The sequence below is a fragment of the Variovorax sp. J22G73 genome (assembly GCF_030317035.1).
GTDB lineage: Bacteria > Pseudomonadota > Gammaproteobacteria > Burkholderiales > Burkholderiaceae_C > Variovorax.
Genome location: NZ_JASZYK010000009.1, coordinates 59,478 through 84,921 on the forward strand (window position 1 = coordinate 59,478; position 25,444 = coordinate 84,921).

Annotated in this window: 23 protein-coding genes and 1 tRNA gene; 14 read left to right on the top strand and 10 right to left on the bottom strand. The window is 68.9% G+C overall.

The window, feature by feature from the left end; genetic code table 11:
• Positions 1-16 precede the first annotated feature (16 nt).
• Positions 17-1,966 carry an adenylate/guanylate cyclase domain-containing protein gene (locus QTI51_RS27310; RefSeq protein ID WP_116911826.1) on the top strand — a complete coding sequence of 650 codons (1,950 nt, stop codon included), beginning with the start codon at positions 17-19 and terminating at the stop codon, positions 1,964-1,966.
• A gap of 33 nt (positions 1,967-1,999) precedes the next feature.
• Here the strand turns inward: QTI51_RS27310 and QTI51_RS27315 are convergent, their stop codons facing one another.
• Together QTI51_RS27315 and QTI51_RS27320 are read right to left on the bottom strand one after the other, a co-directional pair.
• Positions 2,000-2,458 (bottom strand): YbaY family lipoprotein, encoded by a 459-nt coding sequence (locus QTI51_RS27315; RefSeq protein WP_116911825.1) that lies wholly within the window; start codon positions 2,456-2,458, stop codon positions 2,000-2,002.
• 7 nt (positions 2,459-2,465) lie between these two features.
• Positions 2,466-4,559 carry an acetoacetate--CoA ligase gene (locus QTI51_RS27320; protein WP_286516841.1) on the bottom strand — a complete coding sequence of 698 codons (2,094 nt, stop codon included), beginning with the start codon at positions 4,557-4,559 and terminating at the stop codon, positions 2,466-2,468.
• Positions 4,560-4,659: 100 nt separating this feature from the next.
• Between QTI51_RS27320 and QTI51_RS27325 the strand changes: the two genes are divergently transcribed.
• From QTI51_RS27325 to fahA, 7 genes are read left to right on the top strand one after another with little or no spacing between them, the layout of a single operon-like run.
• Positions 4,660-5,448 (top strand): TetR/AcrR family transcriptional regulator, encoded by a 789-nt coding sequence (locus tag QTI51_RS27325; protein WP_116911824.1) that lies wholly within the window; start codon positions 4,660-4,662, stop codon positions 5,446-5,448.
• Positions 5,445-6,407: an ABC transporter substrate-binding protein gene (locus QTI51_RS27330; RefSeq protein ID WP_286516842.1), complete on the top strand. Its 963-nt coding sequence runs from the start codon at positions 5,445-5,447 to the stop codon at positions 6,405-6,407. Before QTI51_RS27325 ends, QTI51_RS27330 begins: the two co-directional genes overlap by 4 nt.
• The gene (locus QTI51_RS27335) at positions 6,404-7,279 is read left to right on the top strand and encodes an ABC transporter ATP-binding protein (RefSeq protein ID WP_116911822.1); all 876 of its coding nucleotides are present in this window, start codon (positions 6,404-6,406) and stop codon (positions 7,277-7,279) included. Before QTI51_RS27330 ends, QTI51_RS27335 begins: the two co-directional genes overlap by 4 nt.
• Positions 7,272-8,042 (top strand): ABC transporter permease, encoded by a 771-nt coding sequence (locus QTI51_RS27340; RefSeq protein WP_116911821.1) that lies wholly within the window; start codon positions 7,272-7,274, stop codon positions 8,040-8,042. The genes QTI51_RS27335 and QTI51_RS27340 overlap by 8 nt, the downstream gene beginning before the upstream one ends.
• The gene (locus QTI51_RS27345) at positions 8,039-8,827 is read left to right on the top strand and encodes an ABC transporter permease (RefSeq protein WP_116911820.1); all 789 of its coding nucleotides are present in this window, start codon (positions 8,039-8,041) and stop codon (positions 8,825-8,827) included. The genes QTI51_RS27340 and QTI51_RS27345 overlap by 4 nt, the downstream gene beginning before the upstream one ends.
• A gap of 54 nt (positions 8,828-8,881) precedes the next feature.
• Positions 8,882-9,688, top strand: a complete 807-nt coding sequence (locus tag QTI51_RS27350) for a cyclase family protein (protein ID WP_116911819.1) — start codon at positions 8,882-8,884, stop codon at positions 9,686-9,688.
• An 11-nt stretch (positions 9,689-9,699) separates the two neighbouring features.
• Positions 9,700-11,034 (top strand): fumarylacetoacetase, encoded by a 1,335-nt coding sequence (gene fahA / locus QTI51_RS27355; RefSeq protein WP_116911908.1) that lies wholly within the window; start codon positions 9,700-9,702, stop codon positions 11,032-11,034.
• An 87-nt stretch (positions 11,035-11,121) separates the two neighbouring features.
• On the opposite strand, the gene QTI51_RS27360 is transcribed toward fahA, so the two are convergent.
• The 3 genes from QTI51_RS27360 to QTI51_RS27370 form a co-directional block, all read right to left on the bottom strand.
• Positions 11,122-11,197, bottom strand: a tRNA-Gly gene (locus tag QTI51_RS27360).
• Between the two features lie 63 nt (positions 11,198-11,260).
• Positions 11,261-12,163: an NAD(P)/FAD-dependent oxidoreductase gene (locus tag QTI51_RS27365; RefSeq protein WP_116911818.1), complete on the bottom strand. Its 903-nt coding sequence runs from the start codon at positions 12,161-12,163 to the stop codon at positions 11,261-11,263.
• Positions 12,153-12,614, bottom strand: a complete 462-nt coding sequence (locus QTI51_RS27370; protein WP_116911817.1) for an RrF2 family transcriptional regulator — start codon at positions 12,612-12,614, stop codon at positions 12,153-12,155. The genes QTI51_RS27365 and QTI51_RS27370 overlap by 11 nt, the downstream gene beginning before the upstream one ends.
• Positions 12,615-12,860: 246 nt before the next feature.
• Here QTI51_RS27370 and QTI51_RS27375 point away from each other — a divergent pair, with 246 nt between their 5' ends.
• The gene (locus QTI51_RS27375) at positions 12,861-13,343 is read left to right on the top strand and encodes an adhesin (protein ID WP_116911816.1); all 483 of its coding nucleotides are present in this window, start codon (positions 12,861-12,863) and stop codon (positions 13,341-13,343) included.
• 69 nt (positions 13,344-13,412) lie between these two features.
• On the opposite strand, the gene QTI51_RS27380 is transcribed toward QTI51_RS27375, so the two are convergent.
• From QTI51_RS27380 to QTI51_RS27400, 5 genes are all read right to left on the bottom strand, one after another.
• A complete protein-coding gene (locus QTI51_RS27380) occupies positions 13,413-13,856 on the bottom strand; it encodes a MaoC family dehydratase (protein WP_116911815.1) in 444 nt (147 codons plus the stop codon).
• A 10-nt stretch (positions 13,857-13,866) separates the two neighbouring features.
• Positions 13,867-15,159, bottom strand: a complete 1,293-nt coding sequence (gene boxA / locus QTI51_RS27385) for a benzoyl-CoA 2,3-epoxidase subunit BoxA (RefSeq protein ID WP_116911814.1) — start codon at positions 15,157-15,159, stop codon at positions 13,867-13,869.
• Between the two features lie 128 nt (positions 15,160-15,287).
• Positions 15,288-16,715: a benzoyl-CoA 2,3-epoxidase subunit BoxB gene (gene boxB, locus QTI51_RS27390; RefSeq protein WP_116911813.1), complete on the bottom strand. Its 1,428-nt coding sequence runs from the start codon at positions 16,713-16,715 to the stop codon at positions 15,288-15,290.
• A 34-nt stretch (positions 16,716-16,749) separates the two neighbouring features.
• Positions 16,750-18,426, bottom strand: a complete 1,677-nt coding sequence (boxC, locus tag QTI51_RS27395; protein ID WP_116911812.1) for a 2,3-epoxybenzoyl-CoA dihydrolase — start codon at positions 18,424-18,426, stop codon at positions 16,750-16,752.
• Positions 18,427-18,566: 140 nt separating this feature from the next.
• Positions 18,567-19,508: a helix-turn-helix transcriptional regulator gene (locus QTI51_RS27400; RefSeq protein WP_116911811.1), complete on the bottom strand. Its 942-nt coding sequence runs from the start codon at positions 19,506-19,508 to the stop codon at positions 18,567-18,569.
• 164 nt (positions 19,509-19,672) lie between these two features.
• Here QTI51_RS27400 and QTI51_RS27405 point away from each other — a divergent pair, with 164 nt between their 5' ends.
• The 5 genes from QTI51_RS27405 to QTI51_RS27425 all read left to right on the top strand — a co-directional run bounded on the left by QTI51_RS27405 (position 19,673) and on the right by QTI51_RS27425 (position 25,360).
• A complete protein-coding gene (locus tag QTI51_RS27405) occupies positions 19,673-20,164 on the top strand; it encodes a 4-hydroxylaminobenzoate lyase (RefSeq protein ID WP_116911810.1) in 492 nt (163 codons plus the stop codon).
• Positions 20,161-21,711: a 3,4-dehydroadipyl-CoA semialdehyde dehydrogenase gene (locus QTI51_RS27410; protein ID WP_116911809.1), complete on the top strand. Its 1,551-nt coding sequence runs from the start codon at positions 20,161-20,163 to the stop codon at positions 21,709-21,711. The genes QTI51_RS27405 and QTI51_RS27410 overlap by 4 nt, the downstream gene beginning before the upstream one ends.
• 31 nt (positions 21,712-21,742) lie before the next feature.
• A complete protein-coding gene (locus QTI51_RS27415) occupies positions 21,743-23,290 on the top strand; it encodes a benzoate-CoA ligase family protein (protein ID WP_116911808.1) in 1,548 nt (515 codons plus the stop codon).
• A gap of 67 nt (positions 23,291-23,357) precedes the next feature.
• Entirely contained in the window at positions 23,358-24,161 is an 804-nt protein-coding gene (locus tag QTI51_RS27420) for an alpha/beta fold hydrolase (protein WP_116911807.1), read from the top strand.
• The gene (locus QTI51_RS27425) at positions 24,161-25,360 is read left to right on the top strand and encodes an ABC transporter substrate-binding protein (protein WP_116911907.1); all 1,200 of its coding nucleotides are present in this window, start codon (positions 24,161-24,163) and stop codon (positions 25,358-25,360) included. Before QTI51_RS27420 ends, QTI51_RS27425 begins: the two co-directional genes overlap by 1 nt.
• Positions 25,361-25,444: the final 84 nt, after the last annotated feature.

Below are 25,444 nucleotides of genomic sequence, written 5' to 3' on the forward strand. Positions count from 1 at the left end.
GATGCCAGGGAGCTGCATGAACAAGAACTCGTCCGGGAACTCGACCGGAAACTCGGCCGCGGCCGCAAAGCCGCCGATGGAACCTGTCGCCGCCACGGCGGCTGCGCCGCCCGGGCGCTCACGCCGCTTCAGGGTCGACGTGGGCACCATCGTCAGCGCGGTGGCGCTGGCGCAGTCACTGCTGCTCGTGTCGCTGGGCTACTGGGGCTCGCAGCGGCTGGTGTCGCGCATCGGCGTGTCGGCCCACAAGTCGAACCACGACCGCACCGAGGACAAGGTGCTGGCCTTTCTGCAGAAGGCCGAGTCGGTCGTCAACGCGGTGGGCACGGCGCCCAGCCTGCGGCCCGCGGGCGAGCAGTCGGAGCACACGGCCGAGCTGCTGTGGACGCTGCTGCAGCAGTCGCCCGAGCTCGACAGCATCTACGTGAGCAACGAGCGGGGCCAGATGCTGATGGCCCTGCGCTACCCGGTGCCGGCCATGCGCCACATCGAACTCGGCGCGGGCTTCACCACCGAGACCTGGCAGTACAAGCTGCCGCTGGACGCCGAGGCCGACGTGCAGCAGCGCTACGCCACGCAGCGCATCGCCTCGTACCGCAGCGACTACAACCCGACGCAGCGCAGCTGGTACCTGCAAGCCAGCCGCACGCAGGGCCCGATCTGGACCCGGCCCTACGTGTTCGCGGCCGCGCAGGAGCTGGGTGTGACCTACGCGCTGCCCAGCAAGCGCCGTTACGCGGACAGCAGCCCGCAGGCGCTGGTGGTGGCGGGCGACGTGTCGCTGGGGCGGCTGTCGGAGTTCGTGCGGCAGTTCAGCAGCGGCGGCTACGGCGACAGCGCCCTGCTGAGCGCCGACGCCCGCGTGCTCGCGCGCAGCGACCAGCCGGGCGTGATGCACAAGCTCGACGCGCCCAGCGGCGTGCTGGGCGCGCTGCACCAGCACATGCTGGCCGACGGCACGGCCGGCAGCGGCGACGACACGGAGTTCTCGTTCACCCACGAAGGGCGGCGCTACCTGGCGCAGACATCGCGCATTCCCGCCACCGGCTGGCAGCTGGTGAGCTGGGTCCCCGAGGACATGCTGCTGGGCGACCTGCGCCGCGCGGTGCTGTGGGGGCTGCTGATGGCGCTGGCCTTTTTGGCGATCTCGCTGTTCATGTCGCTGAGGCTGTCGAAGCTGGTGACCTCGCCGGTGGAAAACCTCTCGCACATCGCGCGGCGCATCGGCCTGCTGGAGCTGGACAACCTGCCGCGCGAGACCAGCCGGGTGCTGGAGATCCAGCACCTGGACCAGGCGCTGGACGACTCCGCGCGCAGCCTGCGGGCCTTCAGCAAGTTCGTGCCGGTGGACGTGATCAACCAGCTCATCGACGAAGGCAACGCGCTCGCGCCCAACGGCTCGCCGCGCCGCATCACGGTGATGTTCACCGACGTGGAGGGCTTCACCTCGATCTCGGAGTCGCTGGACACCGACGTGCTGGTGGGCATGCTGACCGAGTACTTCAACCTGGCCACCGGCGTGTTCGCGCGGCACGGCGGCGTGGTCGACAAGTTCATCGGCGACGGCATCATGGTGCTGTGGGGCGCGCCGGCCGACCTGCCCGACGCGGAGCACAAGGCCTGCCTGGCCGCGCTGGAACTGCATGTGGAAATGAGCGAGCTCAACCAGAAGTGGCAGGACCAGGGCCTGCCCGAGTTCCGCACGCGCATCGGCATCCACACGGGCACGGTGATCGCGGGCGTGCTGGGCTCGAACGACCGGCTGTCCTACACGGCCTTCGGCGACGTCATCAACGTGGCGAGCCGCATCGAGGGCATCAACAAGCAGCTGGGCACGCAGATGCTGATGTCGGAGGTGACCTTTGCCGGGCTGGCCGGCCGGCTGCACACGCGGCGCATCGAGGAGCTGGTGGAGCTGCGCGGCCGGCAGACGCGCATGGTGCTGTACGAGCTCCTGACGAGTTGATGTCGAGTTGATGCCGAGTGGGTTGCCGCCGGGTCAGCGCGGGGCCTGCGCGACGCGCACCAGCACCAGGTCCACGCTGGCACCGGCGCCCTGCGTGAGCACCGGATGCTGCGTGTCGTTGATGAACAGCAGCTGCTCGCCGCGCAAGATGCGCGCCGACACCGCATAGCGCATGCGCGGGTCGATGCGCGCGACGTCCACCTTCAGCTCGTAGGCGAAGGGCGGCTGCCTGCCGTTGGCTTCGATGCGCTGCTCGGCCAGCACGGTGGAAGGCGCGTCCATGCGCGACACGTCGAGCAGCTGCACCACGACCACGGCCTTGGGGTCGAGGGCCATGCGCTCGCGGTAGGCGACGGTGCCGCTCACGCGCAGCGCGGCGGTGGAGGCACCGGAGGCCGCAGGCGTGGAAGGCGTGGAAGGCATCGCGCAGGCGCTCAACAAAGAAGCGCTCGCCCATGCGAAAAAGCCCAGCAGGTTGGTGCGCCTGTTCATTGCTGCCTCATGCTGAAGTCGTGGCCGAAGTCGTGGCCGCGCCCGCGCGCTCCGCGGCAAAGGCCACGTACCAGTCGAGGCTCGCGGGGTTCGCCATGGCCTCGCGGTTGACCACCTTCTCGATGGGCTGGCCCAGCAGCAGCTTCTTGATCGGCAGCTCCTGCTTCTTGCCCGACAGCGTGCGCGGAATCTCGGCCACCTGGAAGATGTCGTTGGGCACGAAGCGCGGCGACAGCGAGGTCTTGATGGCGTTGTTCAGCCGCGCGCGCATCGCGTCGTCCAGCGCCACGCCGGGGCGCAGCACCACGAACAGCGGCATGTAGCTGTCGCGGCCCAAGTACTCCAGGTCGACCACCATCGAGTCGAGCACCTCGGGCAGGCCTTCGACCGCGCTGTAGATCTCGCTGGTGCCCATGCGCAGGCCCTGGCGGTTGATGGTGGCGTCGCTGCGCCCGTAGATGACGCAGCCGCCGTCGGTGCCGATCTTGATCCAGTCGCCGTGGCGCCATACGCCGGGGTAGGTGTCGAAGTAGCTCGACAAGTACCGCGCGTTGCCCTCGTCGCCCCACAGGTACAGCGGCATCGACGGAATGGGCTGGGTGCACACCAGCTCGCCCACCTCGCCGATGACAGGCTGGCCGCTCTCGTTCCAGGCCTCCACGGCGTGGCCGAGTTCGCGGCATTGCATCTGCCCCGGCACTTCGGGCAGCTCGCGGTTGCCGCCGACGAAGGCGCCGCAGAAGTCGGTGCCGCCCGAGATGTTGCACCACCACACGTCCTTCGAGCCCGCGTCGAGGATCTGCCGCGAGCCCCAGCGCTGCACCTCTTCGGGCAGCGGCGAGCCGGTGCTGCCGAGCGCGCGCACGCGCGAGAGGTCGCCGCAGTCCTTCGCGACCAGGCCGGCCTTCATGCAGTTGGTGAAGTAGGCCGCGCCCGCGCCGAAGAAGGTGACCTTGTGGCGCGCCACGAAGCGCCACAGCACGCCCCAGTCGGGCTTGTCCTTGCTGCCGGCCGGGTTGCCGTCGTAGATGCAGATGGTCGCGCCGAAGGCCATGCCCGAGAGCTGCGAGTTCCACATGACCCAGCCGGTGGAGCTGTACCAGTGGTAGCGCTCGCCGAAGTTGTTGGCGCCGTAGCTGGGCCCCACGTCGTTGTGCAGGCCGCAGGCATGCATGGTGAGGATGATGCCGCCCTGCCCGTGCACGATGGGCTTGGGCAGGCCGGTGGTGCCGCTGGAATACACGATCCAGATCGGATGGTCGAAGGGCAGCCACTCGGGCTCGAAGGCCGCCACCTTGTCGTCGTAGCGGTCGGTGGCGTGCACCCATTCGACGTCGTGCGGCACGGCCTGCGTGGCGTACGGCGACTTCACCAGCAGCAGCTTGCGCACGCTGGGCAGCTGGCCGCGCAGCTCCTGCAGCACGCCGCTGCGGTCGAGCGGCTTGCCGCCGTAGTGCACGCCGTCCACCGCGATCAGCACCTTGGGCTCGATCTGGCGAAAGCGGTCGGCCACGGCGGCGGTGCCCATGTCGGGCGCGCACACGCTCCACACGGCGCCGATGCTGGAGCACGCCAGGAACGCGACCATGGTCTCGGGCACGTTGGGCATGTAGGCGGCCACGCGGTCGCCGCGCTGCACGCCCAGCGACTTGAGCGTGAGCGCCACGGAGGCGACCTGTCGGCGCATTTCGGGCCACGACATTTCGCGCACCTCGCCGCGCTCGTTGTCGCTCACCATGGCCGGCATGCCGGCCGCGTGCGCGGCGTCGACATGGCGCAGCACCTCGCGCGCGTAGTTGACCTGGGCGCCCGGGAACCAGCGCGCGCCGGGCATGCGCCGCTCGGCCAGCACCGCGGTGTGCGGCGTGGGCGACTCGATGCGGGCGTAGTCCCAGATGCTCTGCCAGAAGGCGTCCAGGTCGGTCACGGACCAGCGCCACAGCGCGTCGTAGCTGTCGAACGAGAGGCCGCGCTGCGTGCGCAGCCAGTCCTGGTAAAGGCGGATCTGGGGAACGTTGCGGGCAACGCCGGGAACCGTGCTCGAAGCGGTGTCGGTAGAGGGAGACGAGGACTGCGATGAAGGCTGAGATGAAGGAGGCATGTCACGAGCGTAGCGCTGCGAACCACCATGCTCAATGAGGGTTGACCTCAGGGTTTGTACGCGTGTTCAATGTTTTTGTACAAGCGTTCAATACGCCCCGATGAGCACCCGCACACCTGCCACAAGGCGCAGCGCCTCGCGCGCCCCCACGCCAGCCGCCGCCGCAGTCACGCCCGAGACTGCGCGGCCCGACCGCAAGCAGGCGATCCTGCTGGCGGCCGAGAAGCTTTTTGCGCGCCACGGCTACCACGTGGTCACGATCCGCCAGATTGCCGAGGAGGCCGGCGTGCCGCTGGCGCTCGTGGGCTACTACTACGGCCAGAAGCACGAGCTGTTCCACGCCATCTTCGAGCACTGGGGCCACTCCATCGAGGCACGGCTCGCCGGCCTGGCCACGGTGGACATCGCCCCCGACGACGCGCGTACGCTGCCGCGCATCATCGACGCCTTCACCGCGCCCGTGCTGGCGCTGCGCGCGAGCGCCGAGGGCGAGTACTACGCGCTGCTGGTGGCGCGCGAGCTGTACCACGCCACCGAGGAAGCCGACCGCGTGCTGCGCAGCTACTTCGACCCGCTGGCCGAGGCCTACATCGACGCGCTGCACGCCGCGCTGCCGCACGCCACGCGCAGCCAGGCCGCCTGGGGCTACCAGTTCGCGCTGGGCTCGCTGCTGCACCACCTGAACGACAGCCGCATCGAGCGCCTGTCGCGCGGCGAGAACAAGCGCGCCGACCCCGCCGTGGCGCCGATGCTGGTGAACTTCATCGTCGGTGGCCTGCGCGCGGCGCTGCCGAAGCCGAAGGCCAGCACAGCCGCCACAGCAGCCGCAGCAGCCGCAGTCGCCAAGACCCCACGCACAAGAACCACCCCCAGGAGACAGACCCCATGACGAGCACTCCCACGATGAAACGGCGCACCCTGCTCTCGGCCCTGGTGGCCGCGTCGGCGGCGTCGGCCACGCTGCCCGCCTTCGCGCAGGCCAACCCGAAGATCGTGTTCGGCTACACCGCCGTGACCGATTTCGCCTCGGTGTTCGTGGCCGCCGAAGAGGGCTACTTCAAGAAGCGCAGCCTCGAGGTCGAGCTCAAGTTCATTCCGCTGAACTCGACCATTCCGGCGGCGCTGCAGTCCGACTCGCTGCAGATCGGCGGGCCCACGCCCTCGGTGTTCCTGCAGGCGGTGGACGGCGGGCTCGACCTGGTGCTGGTGGCCGGCGGCGGCCTCACGTCGAAGACCATCACCGGCTTCGGCCTGGTGGCGCGCGCGGGCTCGGGCATCAAGGGCCCGCAGGACTGCGTGGGCAAGAAGATCGGCGTGCCCGGCCTGGGCGCCTTCCTGCACGTCACCTTCCGCGCATGGCTGAAGGACAGCGGCGTGGACTACCGCAAGGTCAATTTCGTGGAGGCCGCGTTCCCGCAGCATGCCGACCTGCTGCGCGGCGGCTCGGTCGACGCGGTGGTGTCGGCCGACCCGTTCATGAGCCGCATCACAGAGAGCGGCGCAGGCTACGTGGCCTCGTACTACTCGACCTTCCTGCCCGAGAACAACCAGACCATCGTGCATGCGGCCAAGCGCGACTGGGTGGCGAAGAACCCGGGCGCGGCGCGCGCGTTTCGCGAGGCGCTGGTGGAAGCCGGCGCGTTCATGCAGCAGCCGAAGAACGATGCCAAGGTGCGCGCAGCCATCGGCAAGTACATCAAGCTGCCGCCCGAGGTGCTGGCCAAGGTGCAGGTCTCTCCGCCCGGCCCCGTGGTGACCGAGAAGCAGCTCGCCTACTGGACCGGGCTGATGAAGGAGCAGGACATGCTCAAGACGAACATCGACGTGGCGAAGCTGGTGGCCAAGTGATCGCGGCACCCGCTCCTGTGGTGGCGCGTGCCGCGTTGGCCGCCAGCGCCTTTCCTTCGACCAACGGCGAGGCGGGCCCGGCGGGCCCGGAGATAGAGACCACCCCGTTCCTGCGCTTCGACGGCGTGGCCATCCGCCTGGGCGGGCGCGAGATTCTCTCGCCCACCTCGTTCGACGTGGCGCGCGGCGAGTTCGTCTGCATCGTGGGCCCGAGCGGCTGCGGCAAGACCACGCTGCTGCGCGCGGCCAGCGGCCTGGTCACCGCCAGCGCGGGCGAGGTGCGGCGCAACGGCGTGAAGATGAGCGAGCCTTCGCGCGAAGTAGCTTTCGTGTTCCAGGACTACGGCCGCGCGCTGCTGCCCTGGCGCACGGTCGAAGGCAACGTGAGCCTGGCGCTCGAAGCGGCCGGCGTGCCCGCGGCCGAGCGCGCGCCGCGCATCGCCGACGTGCTGGGCAAGGTCGGGCTCGCCAGGCATGCGCAGAAGTTTCCGGTGCAGCTGTCGGGCGGCATGCAGCAGCGCGCGCAGATTGCGCGCTGCCTGGCGCAGAAGCCCGAGCTGATGATGATGGACGAGCCCTTCGGCGCGCTGGACGCGCTCACGCGCCAGAGCCTGCAGGACGAGCTCGCGCGGCTGGTGCGCGACGACGGGCTCACGGTGCTGTTCGTCACGCACGACCTGGAAGAGGCCATCTACCTCGGCGACCGCGTGATCGCGCTGCAGGCCAACCCGGGCCCGGGCCGGCCCAGCCTCGCGCGAATGATCGACGTGAAGATCCCGCGCCCGCGCGACCAGCTGACGACCAAGGAGCATCCCGAATACCTGCAGTTGCGGCGTGAGCTGTTCGCCTTCATCGAGCAGGGCCATGACTGAGCGCGGCGTCGTCCGGTGGGTGCGGCCGTGGGTGCTTCCGGTGGTGCTCGTCGGCCTCTTCGAGTGGTACGCGCGGCGCGCCGCCGCGCTGGGCAGCGACTCGCTCGCGCCGCCCAGTGCCGCGGCCAAGGCCTTCGCGGGCGCGGCGATGGACGGCTCGCTCTGGCAGGCCACGGGCTTCACGCTGGGCACGGCGGCGCTCGGGCTGCTGCTGGGCGCGGTGCTGGGCATTGCGCTGGGGCTGGTGCTCGGGCTGTCGCGCCGCGCGGCGCAGCTCGGGTCGATGTCCATCGAGGTGCTGCGCCCCGTGCCTTCGGTCGCGCTGATTCCGCTCGCGATGCTGGGCTTTGGCTTCGGCGTGCGCATGGAGCTGGCCATCGTCGCCTTCGCCACCTTCTGGCCGCTGCTGGTGCTGGTGCAGGCGGCGGTGCAGCAGGTGGAGCCGCGCCTGCTCGAGGTGAGCCGCGTGCTGGGGCTGTCGGCGCGCGAGCGGGCCTTCAAGATCGTGCTGCCAGCCATCGTGCCGCGGCTGTTCGTGGCGCTGCGGCTCGGCGTGGCGGTGGCGCTGGTCGTGGCCGTGACGGTCGAGATTGCCGCCAACCCCAACGGCATGGGCTACGCGATGATGATCGCGCAGCAGAGCTTCGACCCCGCGCTGATGCTCGCGTGGCTGGGGTGGATCGGCGTGGTGGGCTTTGCGGTGAACGCGGGCATGCTGCTGCTGCAACGCACCGTGGCGCGGCGCATGGGAGTGCAGCCATGAACGGCAGCAGGGAACGCGCGGGCTGGAGTTGGCTCGGCTCGTTGGGCGTGCTGCTCGCGCTCGTGACGTTGTGGTGGGTCGCGAGCAACGCGGGCTGGGTCAGCCGCGTGTTCCTGCCGACGCCGCAGGCCACCTTCGCGAGCCTGCTCGAAGGGCTCAACCTCTCCGGCGATTCGGGCAACGGCGAGCTGCTCGCGTTCACGCGGGCCACGGTCGGGCGCATGGTCGAAGGCTGGTTGCTGGCGTCGCTGTTCGGCGTGGTGCTGGGCGCGGCCATCGGCGTGTCGCCCGCGGTGCGCGCCTGGGTGCAGCCAACGCTCGAATTCATTCGCCCGCTGCCCGCCTCGGCGCTGTTGCCGCTGGCCATTTCGATCTTCGGGCTCAACCCCGGCATGGTGCTCTTCGTGGTCGCCTTCGGCGCGATGTGGCCGGTGCTGCTGGCCACGGTGCACGGCTTCGCGGCGGTGGAGCCGCGCCTGTCGGAAGTGGCGCGCTGCCTGCAGATGTCGCGCGCCGCGTACATCTGGAAGATGGGCCTGCCCAACGCCATGCCCGACATCCTGGCCGGCATGCGGCTGGCGCTGACCATCGCGCTCATCGTGGCGGTGGTGGGCGAAATGATCGCCTCGCAGACCGGCCTGGGCCAGGCCATCCTGCTGGCCGCGCGCGCCTTCCGCGCCAGCGAGCTGTTCGCCGGCATCGTGCTGCTGGGGCTCATCGGCTTCGCGAGCAACGCGCTGCTCGCCTTCGCCGAACGGCGCCTGCTGCGCTGGCAGCAGCCCTGACCCTCTTTGCTTCGTCGTCCTCTTCATTCCCACGAAAACACAAGGAGCCTCCCCATGCCACGCCAATTCGTCGACCTGTCGATCTTCCTGGAGAACGACGTGATGTCCGACCCGCCGGCCTTCGCGCCGAAGATCCAGTACTTCACGCACGAGCAGACCTACGAGCAGATCGAGCCCTTCTTTCCGGGCCTGAAGAAAGAAGACCTGCCCGACGGCGAAGGCTGGGCCGTGGAGCTGGTGCAGCTGTCCACGCACAACGGCACGCACCTCGATGCGCCGTACCACTTCCACTCGACCATGGACAAGGCGCTGGGCAAGAAGAAACCCGCCATCGCCATCCACGACGTGCCGCTGGAGTGGTGCTTCCAGCCGGGCGTGAAGCTCGACTTTCGCCATTTCGCAGACGGCTACGTGGTCACGGCCGACGACGTGGAGGCCGAGCTGAAACGCATCGGCCACACGCTGAGCCCGCTGGAAATCGTGGTCGTCAACACGCGCGCCGGCTCGCGCTACGGCCACAACGACTACGTGTCGGCCGGCGCCGGCATGGGCTACGAAGCCACCATGTACCTGCTGGAGCGCGGCGTGCGCCTTACCGGCACCGACGCCTGGAGCTGGGACGCGCCCTTCGTGCACACCGCCAGGAAGTACGGCGAGACGCAGGACGCCTCGCTCATCTGGGAAGGCCACAAGGCCGGGCGCGACATCGGCTACTGCCACATCGAGAAGCTGCACAACCTCGAGGTGCTGCCGCCCACCGGCTTCTTCATCAGCTGCTTTCCGCACAAGATCCGCGGCGCGTCGGCGGGCTGGACGCGCGCGGTCGCGATCTTCGACGACGCGCTGATGGCGTCGGTGTGAAGGGTGTGCAGATGAGCGCGCTCAACCACACACACGACGCCGATGCACGCAGCTGGGTCGACTCGGCGAACGCCGCGGGCTGCGACTTTCCCATTCAGAACCTGCCGCACGCGGTGTTCCGCCGAGCGGGCAGCGCCGAGGCGTTTCGCGGCGGCGTGGCCATCGGCGACCAGGTGCTCGACCTGGCGGCGCTGGCATCGAAGCAGCAACTCGACGGCCCCGCGCACGGTGCGGCGCGCGATGCGGCACGCGCGGCCGCGTTGCCTGCGCTGAACGATTTCTTCGCGCTCGGCAAGGGCGCGTGGAAGGCGCTGCGCCACGCGCTGTTCGAGCTGCTGAAGCACGACGCACCGAGCGCCACCGTGCAGGCGCTGCGCGACTGCCTGGTGCCGCAGGCCGAGGTCGAATACACCGTGCCCGCGCGCATCGGCGACTACACCGACTTCTACACATCCATCGACCACGCGCTGAACATCAGCCGCCTGATGAACCCCGACGGCGACGTGACGCCCAACTTTCGCTGGATTCCGACGGCGTACCACGGGCGCGTGTCGACCATCGGCGTGAGCGGCCAGCGCTTTCACCGCCCGATGGGGCAAGCCATGGCACCGGGCGCGAAGGCGCCGACCTATCAAGCCTGCGCGCGCCTCGACTACGAGCTGGAGCTGGGCGTGTGGATCGGCACGGGCAATGCGCAGGGCGAGCCGATTGCGCTGGAACACGCGGGCGAGCACATCTTCGGCATCTGCCTGCTCAACGACTGGTCGGCGCGCGACATCCAGTTCTGGGAGATGGCGCCGCTCGGGCCCTTCCTGGCGAAGAACTTCGCCACCACGATCTCGCCGTGGATCGTGACGATGGAGGCGCTGGCGCCCTATCGCCAGGCGTGGACGCGGGCCGCGGGCGATCCGCAACCGCTGCCCTACCTAGAAAACGCAGCCAATCGCGAGAGCGGCGCGCTCGATATCCGGCTCGAGGTGTGGCTCGAAAGCGAGAAGGCGCGCAACGAGAAGACGGGGCCGTCGCGCCTGTCGGCCACCAGCTTCAGGCACCAGTACTGGAGCGTGGCGCAGATGGTGACGCACCACACCATGGGCGGCTGCAGCCTGAACCCGGGCGACCTGTTCGGCAGCGGCACGATCTCGGGGCCCGGCGAGGGCGAAGCGGGCGCAATCATCGAGTTGGCGCGCGCGGGGCAAAGCCCGGTCACGCTGGCCAACGGCGAACAGCGCAGCTTTCTGGAAGACGGCGACGCGGTGCTTTTGCGCGGCTGGTGCGAAAAGCCCGGGCATGCGCGCATCGGGTTCGGGGAGAGCCGGGGGACGGTGCTGCCGGCCAGGAACTGAAGTGACGGCTGACGCAGCAACTGAACCGCGAGAACCGAATCGCCAATGAAAAAGGCCACCCTTGTGAGGTGGCCTTTTTGCGCGATTTGGAGCGGGAAAAGAGTCTCGAACTCTCGACCTCAACCTTGGCAAGGTTGCGCTCTACCAACTGAGCTATTCCCGCGACAGCCTCAGATTATAGGGTGCTTTTTTGGCACTTTCACCGATTTGTCGAAAAAATTTGAAATCAGCCGCCGAACACCAGCGACCGGTGCAATGAAACACCCGCCGTCAGCCCGTCCGCCGAAGCCAGCGTGGCATTGGTGAACGCCATGGCCGCATCGCCCGCCGCGTACACGCCGGGCACGGTCGTCATCTTCATGGCGTCCACGCGCAGCACCGGGCCGAGCGGGCCCTCGTCGAAGGCGCAGCCGAGCTGCTCGCCCAGCGGGCTGGCCGGACGCGTGCGCGGCACGACGTACAGCGCGTCGATCGGCACGCGCCGTCCGTCGTCCAGCCGCACGGCAGCCAGGTCGGTGCCCGGGCCTTCGAGGCCGGCGACGCGCCCCGGCTCGATGGTCACGCCGCGCGCCAGCAGCTTCGCGCGCACCTCGGCGTCGAGTGTGTCGCTGCCGTTCAAGAAGAACGTGACCGGGCCCCACTCGGCGATCAGCAACGCGTGGTCCGGCGGCAGCGCGCCGGCGAACAGCAGGCCCAGTCGCCGGCCACCGAATTCGTAGCCGTGGCAGTAGGGGCAGTGCAGCACGCTGGTGCCCCAGCGTTCGCGCACGCCGGGAATGTCGGGCAAGCCGTCTTGCACGCCGAAGGCCAGCAGCAGCTTGTGGGCGGAGAGCTGCTCGCCGTTGTCGAGCGTGGCGGCGAACCCGCCCGCGTCGTCGACGCTCGCAGCGGCAACGCTGGCCTGCACGAACCGCACCGTCGGGTACGCGAGCAGCTTGTCGCGCGCGTCGGCAATCATCTTCAGCGGCGGCACGCCGTCTTGTCCGAAGAAGCCGTGCGACTGCGCGGCGAAGCGGTTGCGCGGCGCGCCCGCGTCGACCACGCACACGTTACGGCGCGCACGGGCGAGCTGCATGGCAGCGGAAAGGCCGGCAAAGCTGCCGCCCACGATCAAGGCGTCATGGCGCATGTTCGATGTCCTTCAAGGTAAAGCCGCCGCCCGTCATGCGGCGATGAAAGTCTTTGGAGAGGTCGGCCAGCGTGATGCTGTTGAAACGCCGAAGCAGCAGCGCCTCCGCCTCCTGGCAGGCGCCGTCGAGCGCGGCGTTCACGGCCTGCTCGACGATGCAGCCCGGGCTCTCGGTGCGGTTGCCCATGGCCAGCAACGCGGGCGCCCCGACGGCGTTGTGGATGTCGCCCAGCGTGACCGCGCCCAGCGAGCACGACAGCACCCAGCCGCCGCCATGCCCCTTGGCCGAGCTCACGAAGCCGGCCTGCCGCAAGCCCGCCATCACGCGCCGCACGACAACGGGGTTGGTGTGCATCGCGACCGCGAGCGACTCGGAGGTGACGGGGCCGTCCATCTCGGCCATGTGCAGCAGCACGTGGAGAACGCCTGAAAGCTTGCTGTCTCGTTTCATGCAACATTATTAGTTGCGTGTGTTGGAGCGTGCGCGCCCAGTGGCGGTTTGCACCTGCGCGCCGTCGGGTCTTTCCTTGTCCGACGTGTCGATGCGAACGCGCGAGCCCCCGCCGCCGCTGACAGCCAGTTCCCACACGCAAGGGCGACTGTCGCGCACACGGCGACACGTGTACCAACGCTGAAGGTGCAACCCGAACCAGCCGAAAGCCGGTTCGTGACCATTCAACGAAAGGAACAGTCACACATGAAGCAACAACAACACAAGCAAATCTTCGTCGGCGCCCTGCTCGCCGGCCTTCTGGCCGTGAGCGGCATGGCGCAGGCGCAAGGCGTGGGTGTAGGCGTGGGCGTGAATGCCGACGTGAACACCTCGGCGGGCGCGAAGGCAGCACCTGCACAAGGTAGCGCTGCCAGTGCCAACACCGGCGCGGCCGCAGGCGCCAGCACGTCTGCCAACGCGGGTGGTGCCGGCAACGCCGCAGGCGGCCTGGGCCAATCGGCAGGCGGCTTGCTCGGCGGCGCGACCGGCGCGGTCGGCGGCACGGTGGGCGGTGCGACAGGCGCCGTCGGCAACACCACCGGCGGCCTGACCAACACCGTCGGCGGCACGCTCAACGGCGCGACCGGCGCCGCAGGTTCCGCCGGCAGCGGGCTGAAGGCCCCCGGCGCGGGCGTGAAGGCCAACGGCAAGGCCAAGGGCTCCGGCGCGGTCGACCTGACCAAGTAACAACCAGGCTGTCACACACACAAAAACCCGCAGCGCTCGCGCGTTGCGGGTTTTTTCTTGGGGCAGCGCTCAAGCCGCGGGCTTGAGCTTGAACAGGCTGGTCACGTCCACCTCGAGCACCATCTGCTCGCGCTGGTTGAACAGCCGCCAGCGCCAACGCAGGATGCCCAGCGTGGGCCGCTTCTCTGAACGCCGCACCTCGCTCACATCGGCCACCAGGCGCAACGCGTCGCCGGGCCGCACCGGGTTCGGCCAGCGCACCTGCTCGAGGCCAGGCGACGCGAAAGACTCCGACCCCGCCAGCACCGCATCGACCACCAGCCGCATCGCGATCGCGCAGGTGTGCCAGCCGCTGGCGATGAGCCCGCCGAAGGGGCTGTCGGCGGCGGCGTGCGCGTCGGTGTGGAACCACTGCGGGTCGTACGCCCGCGCGAATTGCACGAGCTCGGCTTCGGTGAGCACGTAGGGGCCGGCCTCGATGACCTGGCCCGCATGGAAGTCGGCGAACTGCATCCGCCGCAGCTTAGTACGTTTCGAGGTGCAGCCGGCCTTCGCGCTTCAGTGCGGCGCCCACGTTGTCCCAGTCGAGCCCCGCGTCCTTCGCCACGTCGCGCAGCGCGAGCACCACGCCCTCTTCCATGCTCTTCAGGCCGCACACGTAGAAGTGGCTGCTGCCGTCCTTCAGCAGCGCGGCGAGGTCGGCGGCGCGCTCGCGCATCATGTCCTGCACGTAGCGCTTGGGTTGCCCCGGCGTGCGCGAGAACGCGAGGTTGATGTCGATGAAGTCCTTCGGCAGCGACTGCAGCGGCCCGAAGTACGGCAGCTCCTGCTGCGTGCGCGCGCCGAAGAACAGCATCAGCTTGCCGCCTTCGAACTTGCCGCTCTTGCGCAGCCGGCGGCGCCACTCGGTCATGGCGCGCATGGGTGCGCTGCCGGTGCCGGTGCAGATCATCACGATGTTCGACTTGGGGTGGTTCGGCATCAGGAACGAAGAGCCGAAGGGGCCCACCACCTGCACCGTGTCGCCCACCTTCAGGTCGCACACGAAGTTGGAGCACACGCCGCGCACCGGGTCGCCCTCGTGGTCTTCGGTGACGCGCTTCACGGTGAGCGAAACGTTGTTGTAGCCGGGCCGCTCGCCGTTGCGCGGGCTGGCCACCGAGTACTGGCGCGCATGGTGGCGCTTTCCGATGGCGTCCACGCCGGGCGGCACGATGCCGATCGACTGGCCCTCGAGCACCGGGAACGGCACTACGCCGAAGTCGAGCACGATGTGGTGGGTCTCGCTGTCGAAGCCCGCCTCGGTGCAGTTGAAGTTGCCGACCACGGTGGCGGTCGTCGGGGTCTTCGGCGGAAAGAGGTTGGTGTACGCATGCGCGGCCGACCAGGGCGGCACGCTGGCGCCGTACTGCGCCGAATTGAAGACGGGCTCGACGGAGTCGACCGCCGCCTGGGCCTGCGCCTGCGCCTGTGTTTCGGCGGGCACGTCTGCAGCGTCGGCCGCGGCGCCGGACACGCCGGCCGCCTCGAGCTCTTCGGGCGAAAGCTCCTCGGGCAGCGACTCCCAGGTCAGCTGCTCTTCGATGGTGTACGCGCGCACCAGCGGCATCGTGCGCCAGTTGTCGATCGAGCCCGTGGGGCACGGCGAGATGCACGCCATGCAGCCGTTGCAGGTGTCCGCGCGCACGACGTAGTTGTTGTCGTCGTGCGTGATCGCGTTCACGGGGCAGATGGCCTCGCAGGTGTTGCAGCGGATGCAGATCTCGGGGTCGATCAGGTGCTGCTTGATGACTCCGGCTTCAACGGCCATGTCCATGTCTTTTTCTCCTTTCCCTCGCCCCTTGGGGAGAGGGTCAGGGTGAGGGGGCGGCAGCTTGTCGTGGGGACGCCGCCTACCCTCACCCCTGCCCTCTCCCCCCAAGGGGAGAGGGAGTGATACCCCAATCAGCCGAAACGAACGTACTCGAAGTCCACCGGCTGGCGATTGATGCCCATCACCGGTGGCGAAATCCAGCCGGCGAACTTGCCCGGCTCCACCACGCGGCCCATCAACGATGCCACGAAAGCGAAGTCTTCGGAACTCGGCAGCCATTCGTCGCGCTTGGCGGCCCACTCGATGTCGTTCACCACGCGGCCGTCCGGCGACATCTTGATGCCCGCGAGCGCGCCGATCTGGCGGTTGAAGGCCTTGTGCGGCACGGTCAGGCGCGTCGGGATGCCGGCCTTTTCCAGCACCTTGTTCCAGCGGCCCACGCCGGCCACCGAGTCCTTGATGAAGTCGTCGCGCAGCACTTCGTTCAGCGCGTTGAGCATCGGCACGTCCTTCTCCACGAGCTGGCCGTCGCGCACTTCGAGCACCTTGTAGGTCTGGCCCTTGAGCACGTGGTCGTCGTCGCGCTTGCCTTCCTCGTAGCGGCCCTTCAGGCCCGAGCTGTAGAAGATGGCGGCGTTGCTCGACTGGTCGGCGCCGAACAGGTCGATGGTCACGCTGTAGTGGAAGTTCAGGTAGCGCTGGATGGTGGCCAGGTCGATGCAGCCGGCCGCGCGGATCTTCTGCGCGTCGTCGGTCTTCAGCTCGTTCATCACCTGCGCGGTGCGCGCGATGACGCGCGACACGCCGCTCTCGCCCACGAACATGTGGTGGGCCTCTTCGGTCAGCATGAACTTGGTGGTGCGCGCCAGCGGGTCGAACGCGCTCTCGGCCAGCGCGGCCAGCTGGAACTTGCCGTCGCGGTCGGTGAAGTACGTGAACATGAAGAACGCCAGCCAGTCGGGCGTCTTCTCGTTGAACGCACCCAGGATGCGCGGGTTGTTCGCATCGCCCGAGGTGCGCTGCAGCAGCGCGTCGGCCTCTTCGCGGCCATCGCGGCCGAAGTGCTTCTGCAGCAGGTACACCATGGCCCACAGGTGGCGGCCTTCTTCCACGTTGATCTGGAACAGGTTGCGCAGGTCGTACATGCTGGGCGCGGTCAGGCCCAGGTGGCGCTGCTGCTCGACCGAGGCGGGCTCGGTGTCGCCCTGCGTCACGATGATGCGGCGCAGGTTGGCGCGGTGCTCGCCGGGCACGTCCTGCCAGGCCTTCTCGCCCTTGTGGTCGCCGAAGTGGATCTCGCGGTTGGCATCGCCCGGGTTCAGGAAGATGCCCCAGCGGTAGTCGCGCATCTTCACGTGGCCGAACTGGGCCCAGCCTTGCGGGTCGACGCTCACGGCCGTGCGCAGGTACACGTCGTGGTTGGTGGAGCCTTCGGGGCCCACGTCGTCCCACCAGTTGATGAAGTTGGGCTGCCAGCCTTCGAGCGCGCGCTGCAGCGTGCGGTCTTCGCCGAGGTTGACGTTGTTGGGGATCTTCTCGCCGTAGTTGATCGTGCTCATCGTTGTTCCTTGGGTTGTTCGGACGGTCGGGTGCTCAAACGCGGTTCAGGTCGAAGCCGGCCTTCTCGCCGGTGCCGTAGACCTTCAGCGCGCCCTTGTCGCCCACGGCGTTGGGGCGGTTGAAGATCCAGTTCTGCCAGGCGGTGAGCCGCCCGAAGATGCGGGTGTTCATGTTTTCCTTGCTTGCGAAGCGCAGGTTGGCTTCCAGGCCGGTGAGCGCGTCGGGCGACATGGCCGCACGCTCCTCGATGGCGATGCGGATCTCGTCGCTCCAGTCGATGTCGTCGGGCGCGGCCGTCACCAGGCCCAGCTTCACGGCCTCGTCGGCGTCCAGCGCCTTGCCGACGGCGGCGCGCGCGGCTTCCAGCGGCGCGGCTTCTTCGTAGAAGCGGCGTTGCAGGCGGCTCTGGTCGTTCACCATCGGGAAGTAGCCGAAGTTGGCCTCGCCCAGCGTGAGCTTGGGTGCGCGGTCGGCGTCGTCGGGCAACGCGAGCATGTAGGTGCGGTCGGCGGCGAAGGCCAGCTCGGCCAGCGTGCCGGCGAAGCAGGAGCCGGCCTCCACCAGCGCGAACAGGCTGCGCGACGACACGTCGAGGCGCGCCAGCGTGCGGCGCAGCGCGCCGATGGTCTCGCGCACCAGCCAGTGGTCTTTGTTTGCGAACATCACGGCGTCCGATGCGAGCACGGCGGCGGCGTCGCCCTCGGTCTTCAGCAGCCAGGTGCCGGTGTCGAGCTCGTTGGTGCGCAGGTTGAGGATGGCGTCGTCGAGCTCGCGGCACATCGCCAGCGGCCACCAGGCGGCGCCTGCCGCTTCGATGGCGGCAATGTCGGCCGGCTGCGCGCCGGTGGGCGCCTTGATGGTGATGGTGGCCGTGCGCTTGCTGCGGTCGATCTGCACGTTCACGTTCGAGTAGGCGATGCCGTCGGCGCTGTCGGTGCGCTCGATGCGGGTCAGCGCCACGCCCTTGCCGTCGGCGGGGCGGTCGCTGCCGGCGGCGAGCTGCGAGGCACGCTCCTGCACCGCGGCCGGGAACTGCGCGGGCTTGGCCACGGCGTCGACCAGGCGCCAGTCGACCGCGCGCTGGCCGCGCACGCCTTCCACGCTGGTGCAGAAAATGTCGGCCAGGTCATGGCGCACGCGGCGCTTGTCGGTCACGCGCGTCAGGCCGCCGGTGCCGGGCAGCACGCCGAGCAGCGGCACTTCGGGCAGCGACACGGCCGAGGAGCGGTCGTCCACCAGCAGGATCTCGTCGCAGGCCAGCGCCAGCTCGTAGCCGCCGCCGGCGCAGGCGCCGTTCACGGCCGCGAGGAACTTCAGGCCCGAGTGCTTCGAGGTGTCTTCGATGCCGTTGCGCGTTTCGTTCGTGAACTTGCAGAAGTTCACCTTCCAGGCGTGGCTGGAAACGCCCAGCATGAAGATGTTGGCGCCCGAGCAGAAGATGCGGTCCTTGCCGCTGGTGACGATCAAGCTGCGCACTTCGGGGTGCTCGAAGCGCACGCGGTTCAGCGCGTCGTTCAGTTCGATGTCCACGCCCAGGTCGTAGCTGTTGAGCTTGAGCTTGTAGCCGGGGCGGATGCCGCCGTCTTCCGCAATGTCGAGCACGAGGCGCGCGATGGCGCCGTCGAAGCTCAGCGACCAGTGGCGGTACTTGCCGGGTTCGGTGCGGTAGTCGACGCGCGCTGGCGCCTGGAGCGTGGTGGTGTCGGTCATGCAGAAGTCTCCTGTGGGGCTGTGTTCGGAAACCGTGAACAGGAAAGATAGTGCACTTTCTTGCTCCGATGACATGCATCATGCTGCATGCGCACAGGCAAGTCAATGCCTGTTGTTCTTTTTTTCAGATTCGCGGCAGGCTAGACCAGGCCGATGGACTGGCGGGCCACGGCGCGCAAGGCCTGGAAGCTCTGCGACAGGCTCTTGCCGCTGGTGTCCACCGACAGGTCGGCCTTCGAATAGAAGGCGGCGCGGCCGTTCAGGATGCGGCGCAGGTCTTCCATCGCTTCCTTGCTCGCGGCCATCGGGCGGGTGTCGCCCTGCGCGGCCACGCGGCCCATGTGTTCCTCGGGCGCGGCCTGCAGCCACACGGTGGTGCAGTGCGACAGCAGCTCGTTGAAGGTGGCCGGGTCGGAGACGATGCCGCCGGGCGTGGCAATGACCACCTCGCTGTAGATCTGCACCGCTTCTTCCAGCGCGCGGCGCTCGTAGCGGCGGTAGGCGTTGGTGCCGTACAGGTCGTGAATCTCGCGCACGCTGCAGCCCGCGAGCTTCTCGATCTCGCGGCTGAGCTCGATGAACGGAATTTCCAGGTCTTCGGCCAGCATCTGCCCCAGCGTCGACTTGCCCGCGCCGCGCAGCCCCACCAGCGCGATGCGGCGGTGGCGCGCCGGGTCGACCGAGGCCGTGCCCAGCAGTTCGCCGAGCGCCACGCGCACGCGGCGCAGGTCGGCTTCGCTGCGGTTTTCGAGCAGTTCGCGAATCAGCAGCCACTCGGGCGAGCTGGTCGTCACGTCGCCCACCAGCTCGGCCAGCGAGCAGTGCAGCGCGCCCGCCACCTGCTGCAGCACCAGGATCGACGCGTTGCCGATGCCGTATTCGAGGTTGGCCAGGTGGCGCTCCGACACGTCGGCCGACAGGGCCACCGCCTTGCGCGTGAGGCCGCGCTGCGCGCGCAGGTTGCGCACGCGGTCGCCCAGCGCCGCCAGCAAGGGGTTCTTGGCCTCCCCGGCCTGGGTGGCGGCGGCGCCGTTGGCGCCTTCCGGCGCGGTGGCCAGCACCGCGTCTACATGCTCGTTCATGCAATTCCTCGTTCTTCGGCGGGATTGTGCGCGCTCAGGGTAAACACCACATATGCACTATATTGCTTGACACTCATTGTCTCGATGCTTATTGTTCGGCCACAAGCAAGATACTGCACACGCAGCAATCGCGCAAGGTCGTTTCCAACGTTCGAGGCCCCCCGATGTCCGACAGCAACCCAGCCACCCCCGGCAAGGCAGCATTCCACCAGTTGATTGCCGGCCTGACCGCAGAAATCGCCGGCAAGCCGCTCGACGGCACGCTCGACCAGTGGCTCAACGCCACCCACGGCGCCGGCAGCGCCCGCTTCGAGGCGCTGCGCCAGGCCTGCATCGGCGGCGTCGCCGAAGGCTGGCTGTGCGAGCGCGAAGGCGGCGGCATCAGGTACGGCCGCGTCTTCAAGGCCGAAGACGCGCTGCACCGCTTCTCGGTCGACGTGGTCGACATGCAGGACATCGCCGGCCCGCACCACACCCACCCCCATGGCGAGATCGACCTGATCATGCCGCTGGACGACCACCCCGCCACCTTCGACGGACGGCCCGCGGGCTGGTGCGTCTACGGGCCGGGCACCGCACACCGCCCGACCGTGGCCCAGGGCCGCGCACTCGTTCTCTATCTCCTGCCCGAAGGGCAGATCAAGTTCACCCCATGACCGAACTCCTTTCCAACTACGTCGCCGGCCGCTGGCAAAACGGATCGGGCGCCGGCACGCCCCTGTTCGACCCGGTGCTGGGCACCGAGCTCGCGCGGGTCGACGCCACCGGGCTCGACCTGCCCGCGGCCTTCGCCTTCGCCCGCGAGCAAGGCGGCCAGGCGCTGCGCGCCCTCACCTACCGCCAGCGCGCCGGGCTGCTGGGCGCCATCGTGAAGGTGCTGCAGGCCAACCGCGACGCTTACTACGAGATCGCCACCGCCAACGCCGGCACCGTGAAGAACGACTCGGCCGTGGACATCGACGGCGCCATCTTCACCGTGGGCCAGTACGCCAAGTGGGGCGACACGCTGGGCGACTTGCATGCGCTGCGCGACGGCGACGCGGTCAAGCTCGGCAAGGAGCCGGTGTTCCAGTCGCAGCACCTGCAGCTGCCCACGCGGGGCGTGGCGCTGTTCATCAACGCCTTCAACTTTCCGTCGTGGGGCCTGTGGGAAAAGGCCGCGCCGGCGCTGCTGTCGGGCGTGCCCGTGGTCGTCAAGCCCGCCACCGCCACCGCCTGGCTCACGCAGCGCATGGTGAAGGACGTGGTCGACGCGGGCGTGTTGCCCGCCGGCGCGCTCTCCGTCGTGTGCGGCAGCTCCGCCGGCCTGATGGATGCGCTGCAGCCCTTCGACGTGGCCTCGTTCACCGGCTCGGCTGAAACGGCGGCCATCATCCGCTCGCACCCCGCGGTGGCCGAGCGATCGGTGCGCGTGAACATCGAGGCCGACAGCCTCAACAGCGCCCTGCTGCTGCCCGGCGCCGCGCCCGGCAGCGACGCCTTCAACCTGCTCGTGCGCGAAGTGGTGCGCGAGATGACCGTCAAATCGGGCCAGAAATGCACCGCCATCCGCCGGATCCTGGTGCCGGCCGAGGTGTACGACGCCGCGGCCGAAGCCATCGGCGCCAAGCTCGCGGGCATCAGCGTCGGCAACCCGCGCAACGAAGGCGTGCGCATGGGCTCGCTGGTGAGCCGCGCGCAGCTGAACGCGGTGCGCGAAGGCCTCGACGCGCTGGCCGCGCAGACCACCGTGCTGCACGACGGCCGCGACAAGCCCCTGGTCGACGCCGACCCCGAGGTAGCCGCCTGCATCGGCCCCGTGCTGCTGGGCGCGCGCGATGCCGACGCGGCGCAGCGCGTGCACGACGTCGAGGTGTTCGGCCCCGTGGCCACGCTGCTTCCATACCGCGACCTGGCGCACGGCATCGCGTTGGCGCACCGCGGCCACGGCTCGCTGGTGACCTCGCTGTACGGCAGCGACGACGCCGCGCTGGCGCAGGCCGCGCTCGCGGTAGCACCCAGCCACGGCCGCGTGCACGTCATCACGCCCGAGGTGGCGCAGGCGCAGACCGGCCACGGCAACGTGATGCCGATGTCGCTGCACGGCGGCCCCGGCCGCGCGGGTGGCGGCGCCGAGCTGGGCGGCCTGCGCGCGCTCGACTTCTACCACCGCCGCACGGCCGTGCAAGCCAGCCCCGGCGTGCTCGCCGCGCTGGGCCTCTAGAAGAACAAACGGGCCCCAAGGAGACAACACGATGAGCCTGCCCCCCCGCTTCAACTTCGCCGAACACCTGTTCGGCCTCAACCGCGGCCGCGCCGAACGCATCGCCTACATCGACGACCGCGGCACGCTGAGCTACGGCCAGCTCGAGGACCGCGCGCGCCGGCTGGCATCCGCATTGAAGGCCGCCGGCATTCGCCGCGAAGAGCGCGTGCTGCTGCTGATGCTCGACAGCAACGACTGGCCGGTGAGCTTCCTCGGCTGCCTGTACGCGGGCATCGTGCCCGTGGCCGTCAACACGCTGCTCACGCCCGACGACTACGCCTACATGCTCGACCACAGCCGCGCGCAGGCGGTGCTGGTGTCGGGCGCGCTGCTGCCGCCGCTGCAGGAGGCGATGGCGCGAGGCGGCCATGAAGTGCAGACGCTGTTCGTGTCGCAGCCCGTGGGCGCATTGCCCGAAGGTGCGCTGGAATTCGACGCCGCCATCGCCGCCGCCCAACCGCTGGCCGCGCCGGTGACCACCGCGTCGGACGACCCCGGCTTCTGGCTGTATTCCTCCGGCTCCACCGGCAAGCCCAAGGGCACCGTGCACACGCACGCCAACCTGTGGTGGACGGCCGAGCTCTTCGGCAAGCCGGTGCTCGGGCTGACCGAGAACGACGTGTGCTTCTCGGCCGCCAAGATGTACTTCGCGTACGGCCTGGGCAACGCGCTGACCTTTCCGCTGTCGGTGGGCGCCACCGTGGTGCTGATGGCCGAGCGGCCCACGCCCGACGCCACCTTCCGCCGCTGGACCGAGCACAAGCCGACCGTGTTCTTCGGCGCGCCCACCGGCTTCGCGGGCATGCTCGCATCGCCCAGGCTGCCGGCACGTGAAGCCGTGTCGCTGCGCATGTGCTCGTCGGCCGGCGAGGCCTTGCCGGGCGAGATCGCGCAGCGCTTCAAGGCGCACTACGGCTGCGAGATCATCGACGGCATCGGCTCCACCGAGATGCTGCACGTGTTCATTTCCAACCGCCCCGGCGACGTGCGCTACGGCACCACCGGCAAGCCGGTGGAGGGTTACGACATCGAGCTGCGCGGCGAAGACGGCCGCCCCGTGCCCGACGGCGAGGTGGGCGACCTCTACATCCGCGGCCCGAGTTCGGCGCTGATGTACTGGACCAACCGCGAGAAGTCGCGCGACACCTTCCAGGGCGGCTGGACCAAGAGCGGCGACAAGTACACGCGCGACGCCGACGGCTACTACACCTACGCGGGGCGCAGCGACGACATGCTGAAGGTCAGCGGCATCTACGTGTCGCCCTTCGAAGTCGAGGCCACGCTGATGCAGCACCCCTCGGTGCTCGAGGCCGCGGTGATCGGCAAGGAAGACGCCGAAGGGCTGACGAAGACCAAGGCCTTCGTGGTGCTGAAGGACGGCAGCGCGGCCACCGAGGAAGAGCTGAAGGCCTTCGTGAAGGAACGGCTCGCGCCGTACAAGTACCCGCGGTATCTGGAGTTCGTGAGCGAGCTGCCGAAGACGGCGACGGGAAAGATCCAGAGGTTCAGGTTGCGCGAGAAGGAAAAGCAGGCATGAGCCGCGCGTCTTCCTCGTCTTCCTCCCGCCCCCTCTTGGCGAAGGAGCAACAGCCGGGAGCAGCGCCATGACCCCCGACTTCGCCACCATCACCTGGCGCGACCGCACCGTTCGCATCGAATGCCAGTGGATCGCACCTGAGAAAACCGACGCGCCCCTCATCGTCTTCCTGCACGAAGGCCTGGGCTCCGTCGCCATGTGGAAGGACTTTCCCGCGCAGGTGTGCGAAGCCGCCCAGGCGCGTGGCCTCGTGTTCTCGCGCCCCGGCTACGGCCGCTCCACCCCGCGTGCCGACGACGAGATATGGGACGTCGACTTCATGCACCGCCAGGCGCACGAGGTGCTGCCCGCGCTCTTCACCGCGCTGGGCCTCGGTGACCAGAAGCCCTGGCTCTTCGGCCACAGCGACGGCGGCTCCATCTCGCTGCTGTACGCCTCGCGCTTTCCGGAAAAAGTGGCGGGCCTCGTGGTGCTCGCGCCGCACATCTTCGTGGAAGACAAGACCGTCGCGAACATCGAAGTCGCGCGCACCGCCTACCTCGGCACCGACCTGCCGAAGAAGCTGGGCCGCTACCACGACAACCCCGACTCCGCCTTCTGGGGCTGGAACCGCATCTGGCTGCACCCGCCGTTTCGCGACTGGAACATCGAGGCCGAGCTCGACGCCATCCGCTGCCCTGTGCTCGCCGTGCAGGGCATCGACGACGAGTACGGCACGCTCGCGCAGATCCGCGACATCGCCACGCGCGTGCCCACCACCGAGCTGCTCGAAATCCCTGAATGCGGGCATTCCCCGCATCGCGATCAGCCGGATCGTGTCATCGTCGCGACCGCTTCTTTCATCACCAAAAACAGGAGACAGACACCGTGATCCCCTTCACCGCTTTCACCACTTTCACCCCGGTTCGCACCGCGCGCCTCGCCCTCACGGCCATCGCCTTCGCCGCGCTGGCCTCCGCCGCCGGCGCCCAGGGCACCGGCAAGCTCAAGGTCGGCCTGATGCTGCCGTACAGCGGCACCTACACCGCGCTGGGCGTGGCCATCGAGAACGGCTTCAAGCTCTACGTCGATGAACAAGGCGGCAAGCTCGCCGGCCGCGAGATCGAATACTTCAAGGTCGACGACGAGTCCGACCCCGCCAAGGCCACCGACAACGTCAACAAGCTCATCAAGCGCGACAACGTCGACGTGATCGTGGGCACCGTGCACTCCGGCGTGGCCATGGCCATGGCCAAGGCCGCGAAGGAAAGCGGCACCGTGCTCATCGTGCCCAACGCCGGCGCCGACGCCGTCACCGGCCCCATGTGCGCGCCGAACATCTTCCGCAGCTCGTTCAGCAACTGGCAGCCGGCCTACGCCATGGGCGAAGTGGCCGCCAAGCAGCAGGGCAAGAAGAAGGCCATGACCATCACCTGGAAGTACGCGGCCGGCGACGAGTCGGTCAACGGCTTCAAGGAAGGCTTCGAGAAGAACGGCGGCAAGGTCGACAAGCAGCTCACGCTGGCTTTCCCCAACGTGGAGTTCCAGGCGCTGCTCACCGAGATCGCCGCGGCCAAGCCCGATGCGGTGTACGCCTTCTTCGCCGGCGGCGGCGCGGTGAAGTTCGTCAAGGACTACCAGGCCGCCGGCCTGAACAAGACCATTCCGCTGTACGGCCCCGGCTTCCTCACCGACGGCACGCTGGACGCGCAGGGCGAGTCGGCCCAGGGCATGCTCACCACGCTGCACTACGCCGACGGCCTGAACACGCCGCGCGACACGGCGTTTCGCACCGCGTACGCCAAGTCGTTCAAGCTGCAGCCCGACGTGTATGCGGTGCAGGGCTACGACGCCGCGCAGATGCTGGGCGTGGGCCTGAACGCGACCAAGGGCGACATCTCGAAGAAGGCCGAGTTCGCCAGCGCCGTCGAGAAGGCGAAGATCGACAGCCCGCGCGGCACCTTCACGGTGAGCAAGTCGCACAACCCGGTGCAGGACATCTACCTGCGCAAGGTGGACGGCAAGGAAAACAAGCTGGTGAGCACGGCCATCAAGGGCCTGGCCGACCCGGCCCGCGGCTGCAGGATGTAAGCACACCCCCGGGCCTCGCGCACTTCGTGTCGCTGCGCCACCCCCCTCGCCGGGGGCGACACCTGCGGTCCGGCAATGCCGGTT

Excerpts from the sequence above, each read along its gene's own strand:
- QTI51_RS27310 (WP_116911826.1), top strand. The coding sequence starts at position 17 with ATGAACAAGAACTCGTCCGGGAACTCGACCGGAAACTCGGCCGCGGCC.
- QTI51_RS27315 (WP_116911825.1), bottom strand. The coding sequence starts at position 2,458 with ATGAACAGGCGCACCAACCTGCTGGGCTTTTTCGCATGGGCGAGCGCT.
- QTI51_RS27320 (WP_286516841.1), bottom strand. The coding sequence starts at position 4,559 with ATGCCTCCTTCATCTCAGCCTTCATCGCAGTCCTCGTCTCCCTCTACC.
- QTI51_RS27325 (WP_116911824.1), top strand. The coding sequence starts at position 4,660 with ATGAGCACCCGCACACCTGCCACAAGGCGCAGCGCCTCGCGCGCCCCC.
- QTI51_RS27330 (WP_286516842.1), top strand. The coding sequence starts at position 5,445 with ATGACGAGCACTCCCACGATGAAACGGCGCACCCTGCTCTCGGCCCTG.
- QTI51_RS27340 (WP_116911821.1), top strand. The coding sequence starts at position 7,272 with ATGACTGAGCGCGGCGTCGTCCGGTGGGTGCGGCCGTGGGTGCTTCCG.
- QTI51_RS27345 (WP_116911820.1), top strand. The coding sequence starts at position 8,039 with ATGAACGGCAGCAGGGAACGCGCGGGCTGGAGTTGGCTCGGCTCGTTG.
- QTI51_RS27350 (WP_116911819.1), top strand. The coding sequence starts at position 8,882 with ATGCCACGCCAATTCGTCGACCTGTCGATCTTCCTGGAGAACGACGTG.
- fahA (WP_116911908.1), top strand. The coding sequence starts at position 9,700 with ATGAGCGCGCTCAACCACACACACGACGCCGATGCACGCAGCTGGGTC.
- QTI51_RS27365 (WP_116911818.1), bottom strand. The coding sequence starts at position 12,163 with ATGCGCCATGACGCCTTGATCGTGGGCGGCAGCTTTGCCGGCCTTTCC.
- QTI51_RS27370 (WP_116911817.1), bottom strand. The coding sequence starts at position 12,614 with ATGAAACGAGACAGCAAGCTTTCAGGCGTTCTCCACGTGCTGCTGCAC.
- QTI51_RS27375 (WP_116911816.1), top strand. The coding sequence starts at position 12,861 with ATGAAGCAACAACAACACAAGCAAATCTTCGTCGGCGCCCTGCTCGCC.
- QTI51_RS27380 (WP_116911815.1), bottom strand. The coding sequence starts at position 13,856 with ATGCAGTTCGCCGACTTCCATGCGGGCCAGGTCATCGAGGCCGGCCCC.
- boxA (WP_116911814.1), bottom strand. The coding sequence starts at position 15,159 with ATGGACATGGCCGTTGAAGCCGGAGTCATCAAGCAGCACCTGATCGAC.
- boxB (WP_116911813.1), bottom strand. The coding sequence starts at position 16,715 with ATGAGCACGATCAACTACGGCGAGAAGATCCCCAACAACGTCAACCTC.
- boxC (WP_116911812.1), bottom strand. The coding sequence starts at position 18,426 with ATGACCGACACCACCACGCTCCAGGCGCCAGCGCGCGTCGACTACCGC.
- QTI51_RS27400 (WP_116911811.1), bottom strand. The coding sequence starts at position 19,508 with ATGAACGAGCATGTAGACGCGGTGCTGGCCACCGCGCCGGAAGGCGCC.
- QTI51_RS27405 (WP_116911810.1), top strand. The coding sequence starts at position 19,673 with ATGTCCGACAGCAACCCAGCCACCCCCGGCAAGGCAGCATTCCACCAG.
- QTI51_RS27410 (WP_116911809.1), top strand. The coding sequence starts at position 20,161 with ATGACCGAACTCCTTTCCAACTACGTCGCCGGCCGCTGGCAAAACGGA.
- QTI51_RS27415 (WP_116911808.1), top strand. The coding sequence starts at position 21,743 with ATGAGCCTGCCCCCCCGCTTCAACTTCGCCGAACACCTGTTCGGCCTC.
- QTI51_RS27420 (WP_116911807.1), top strand. The coding sequence starts at position 23,358 with ATGACCCCCGACTTCGCCACCATCACCTGGCGCGACCGCACCGTTCGC.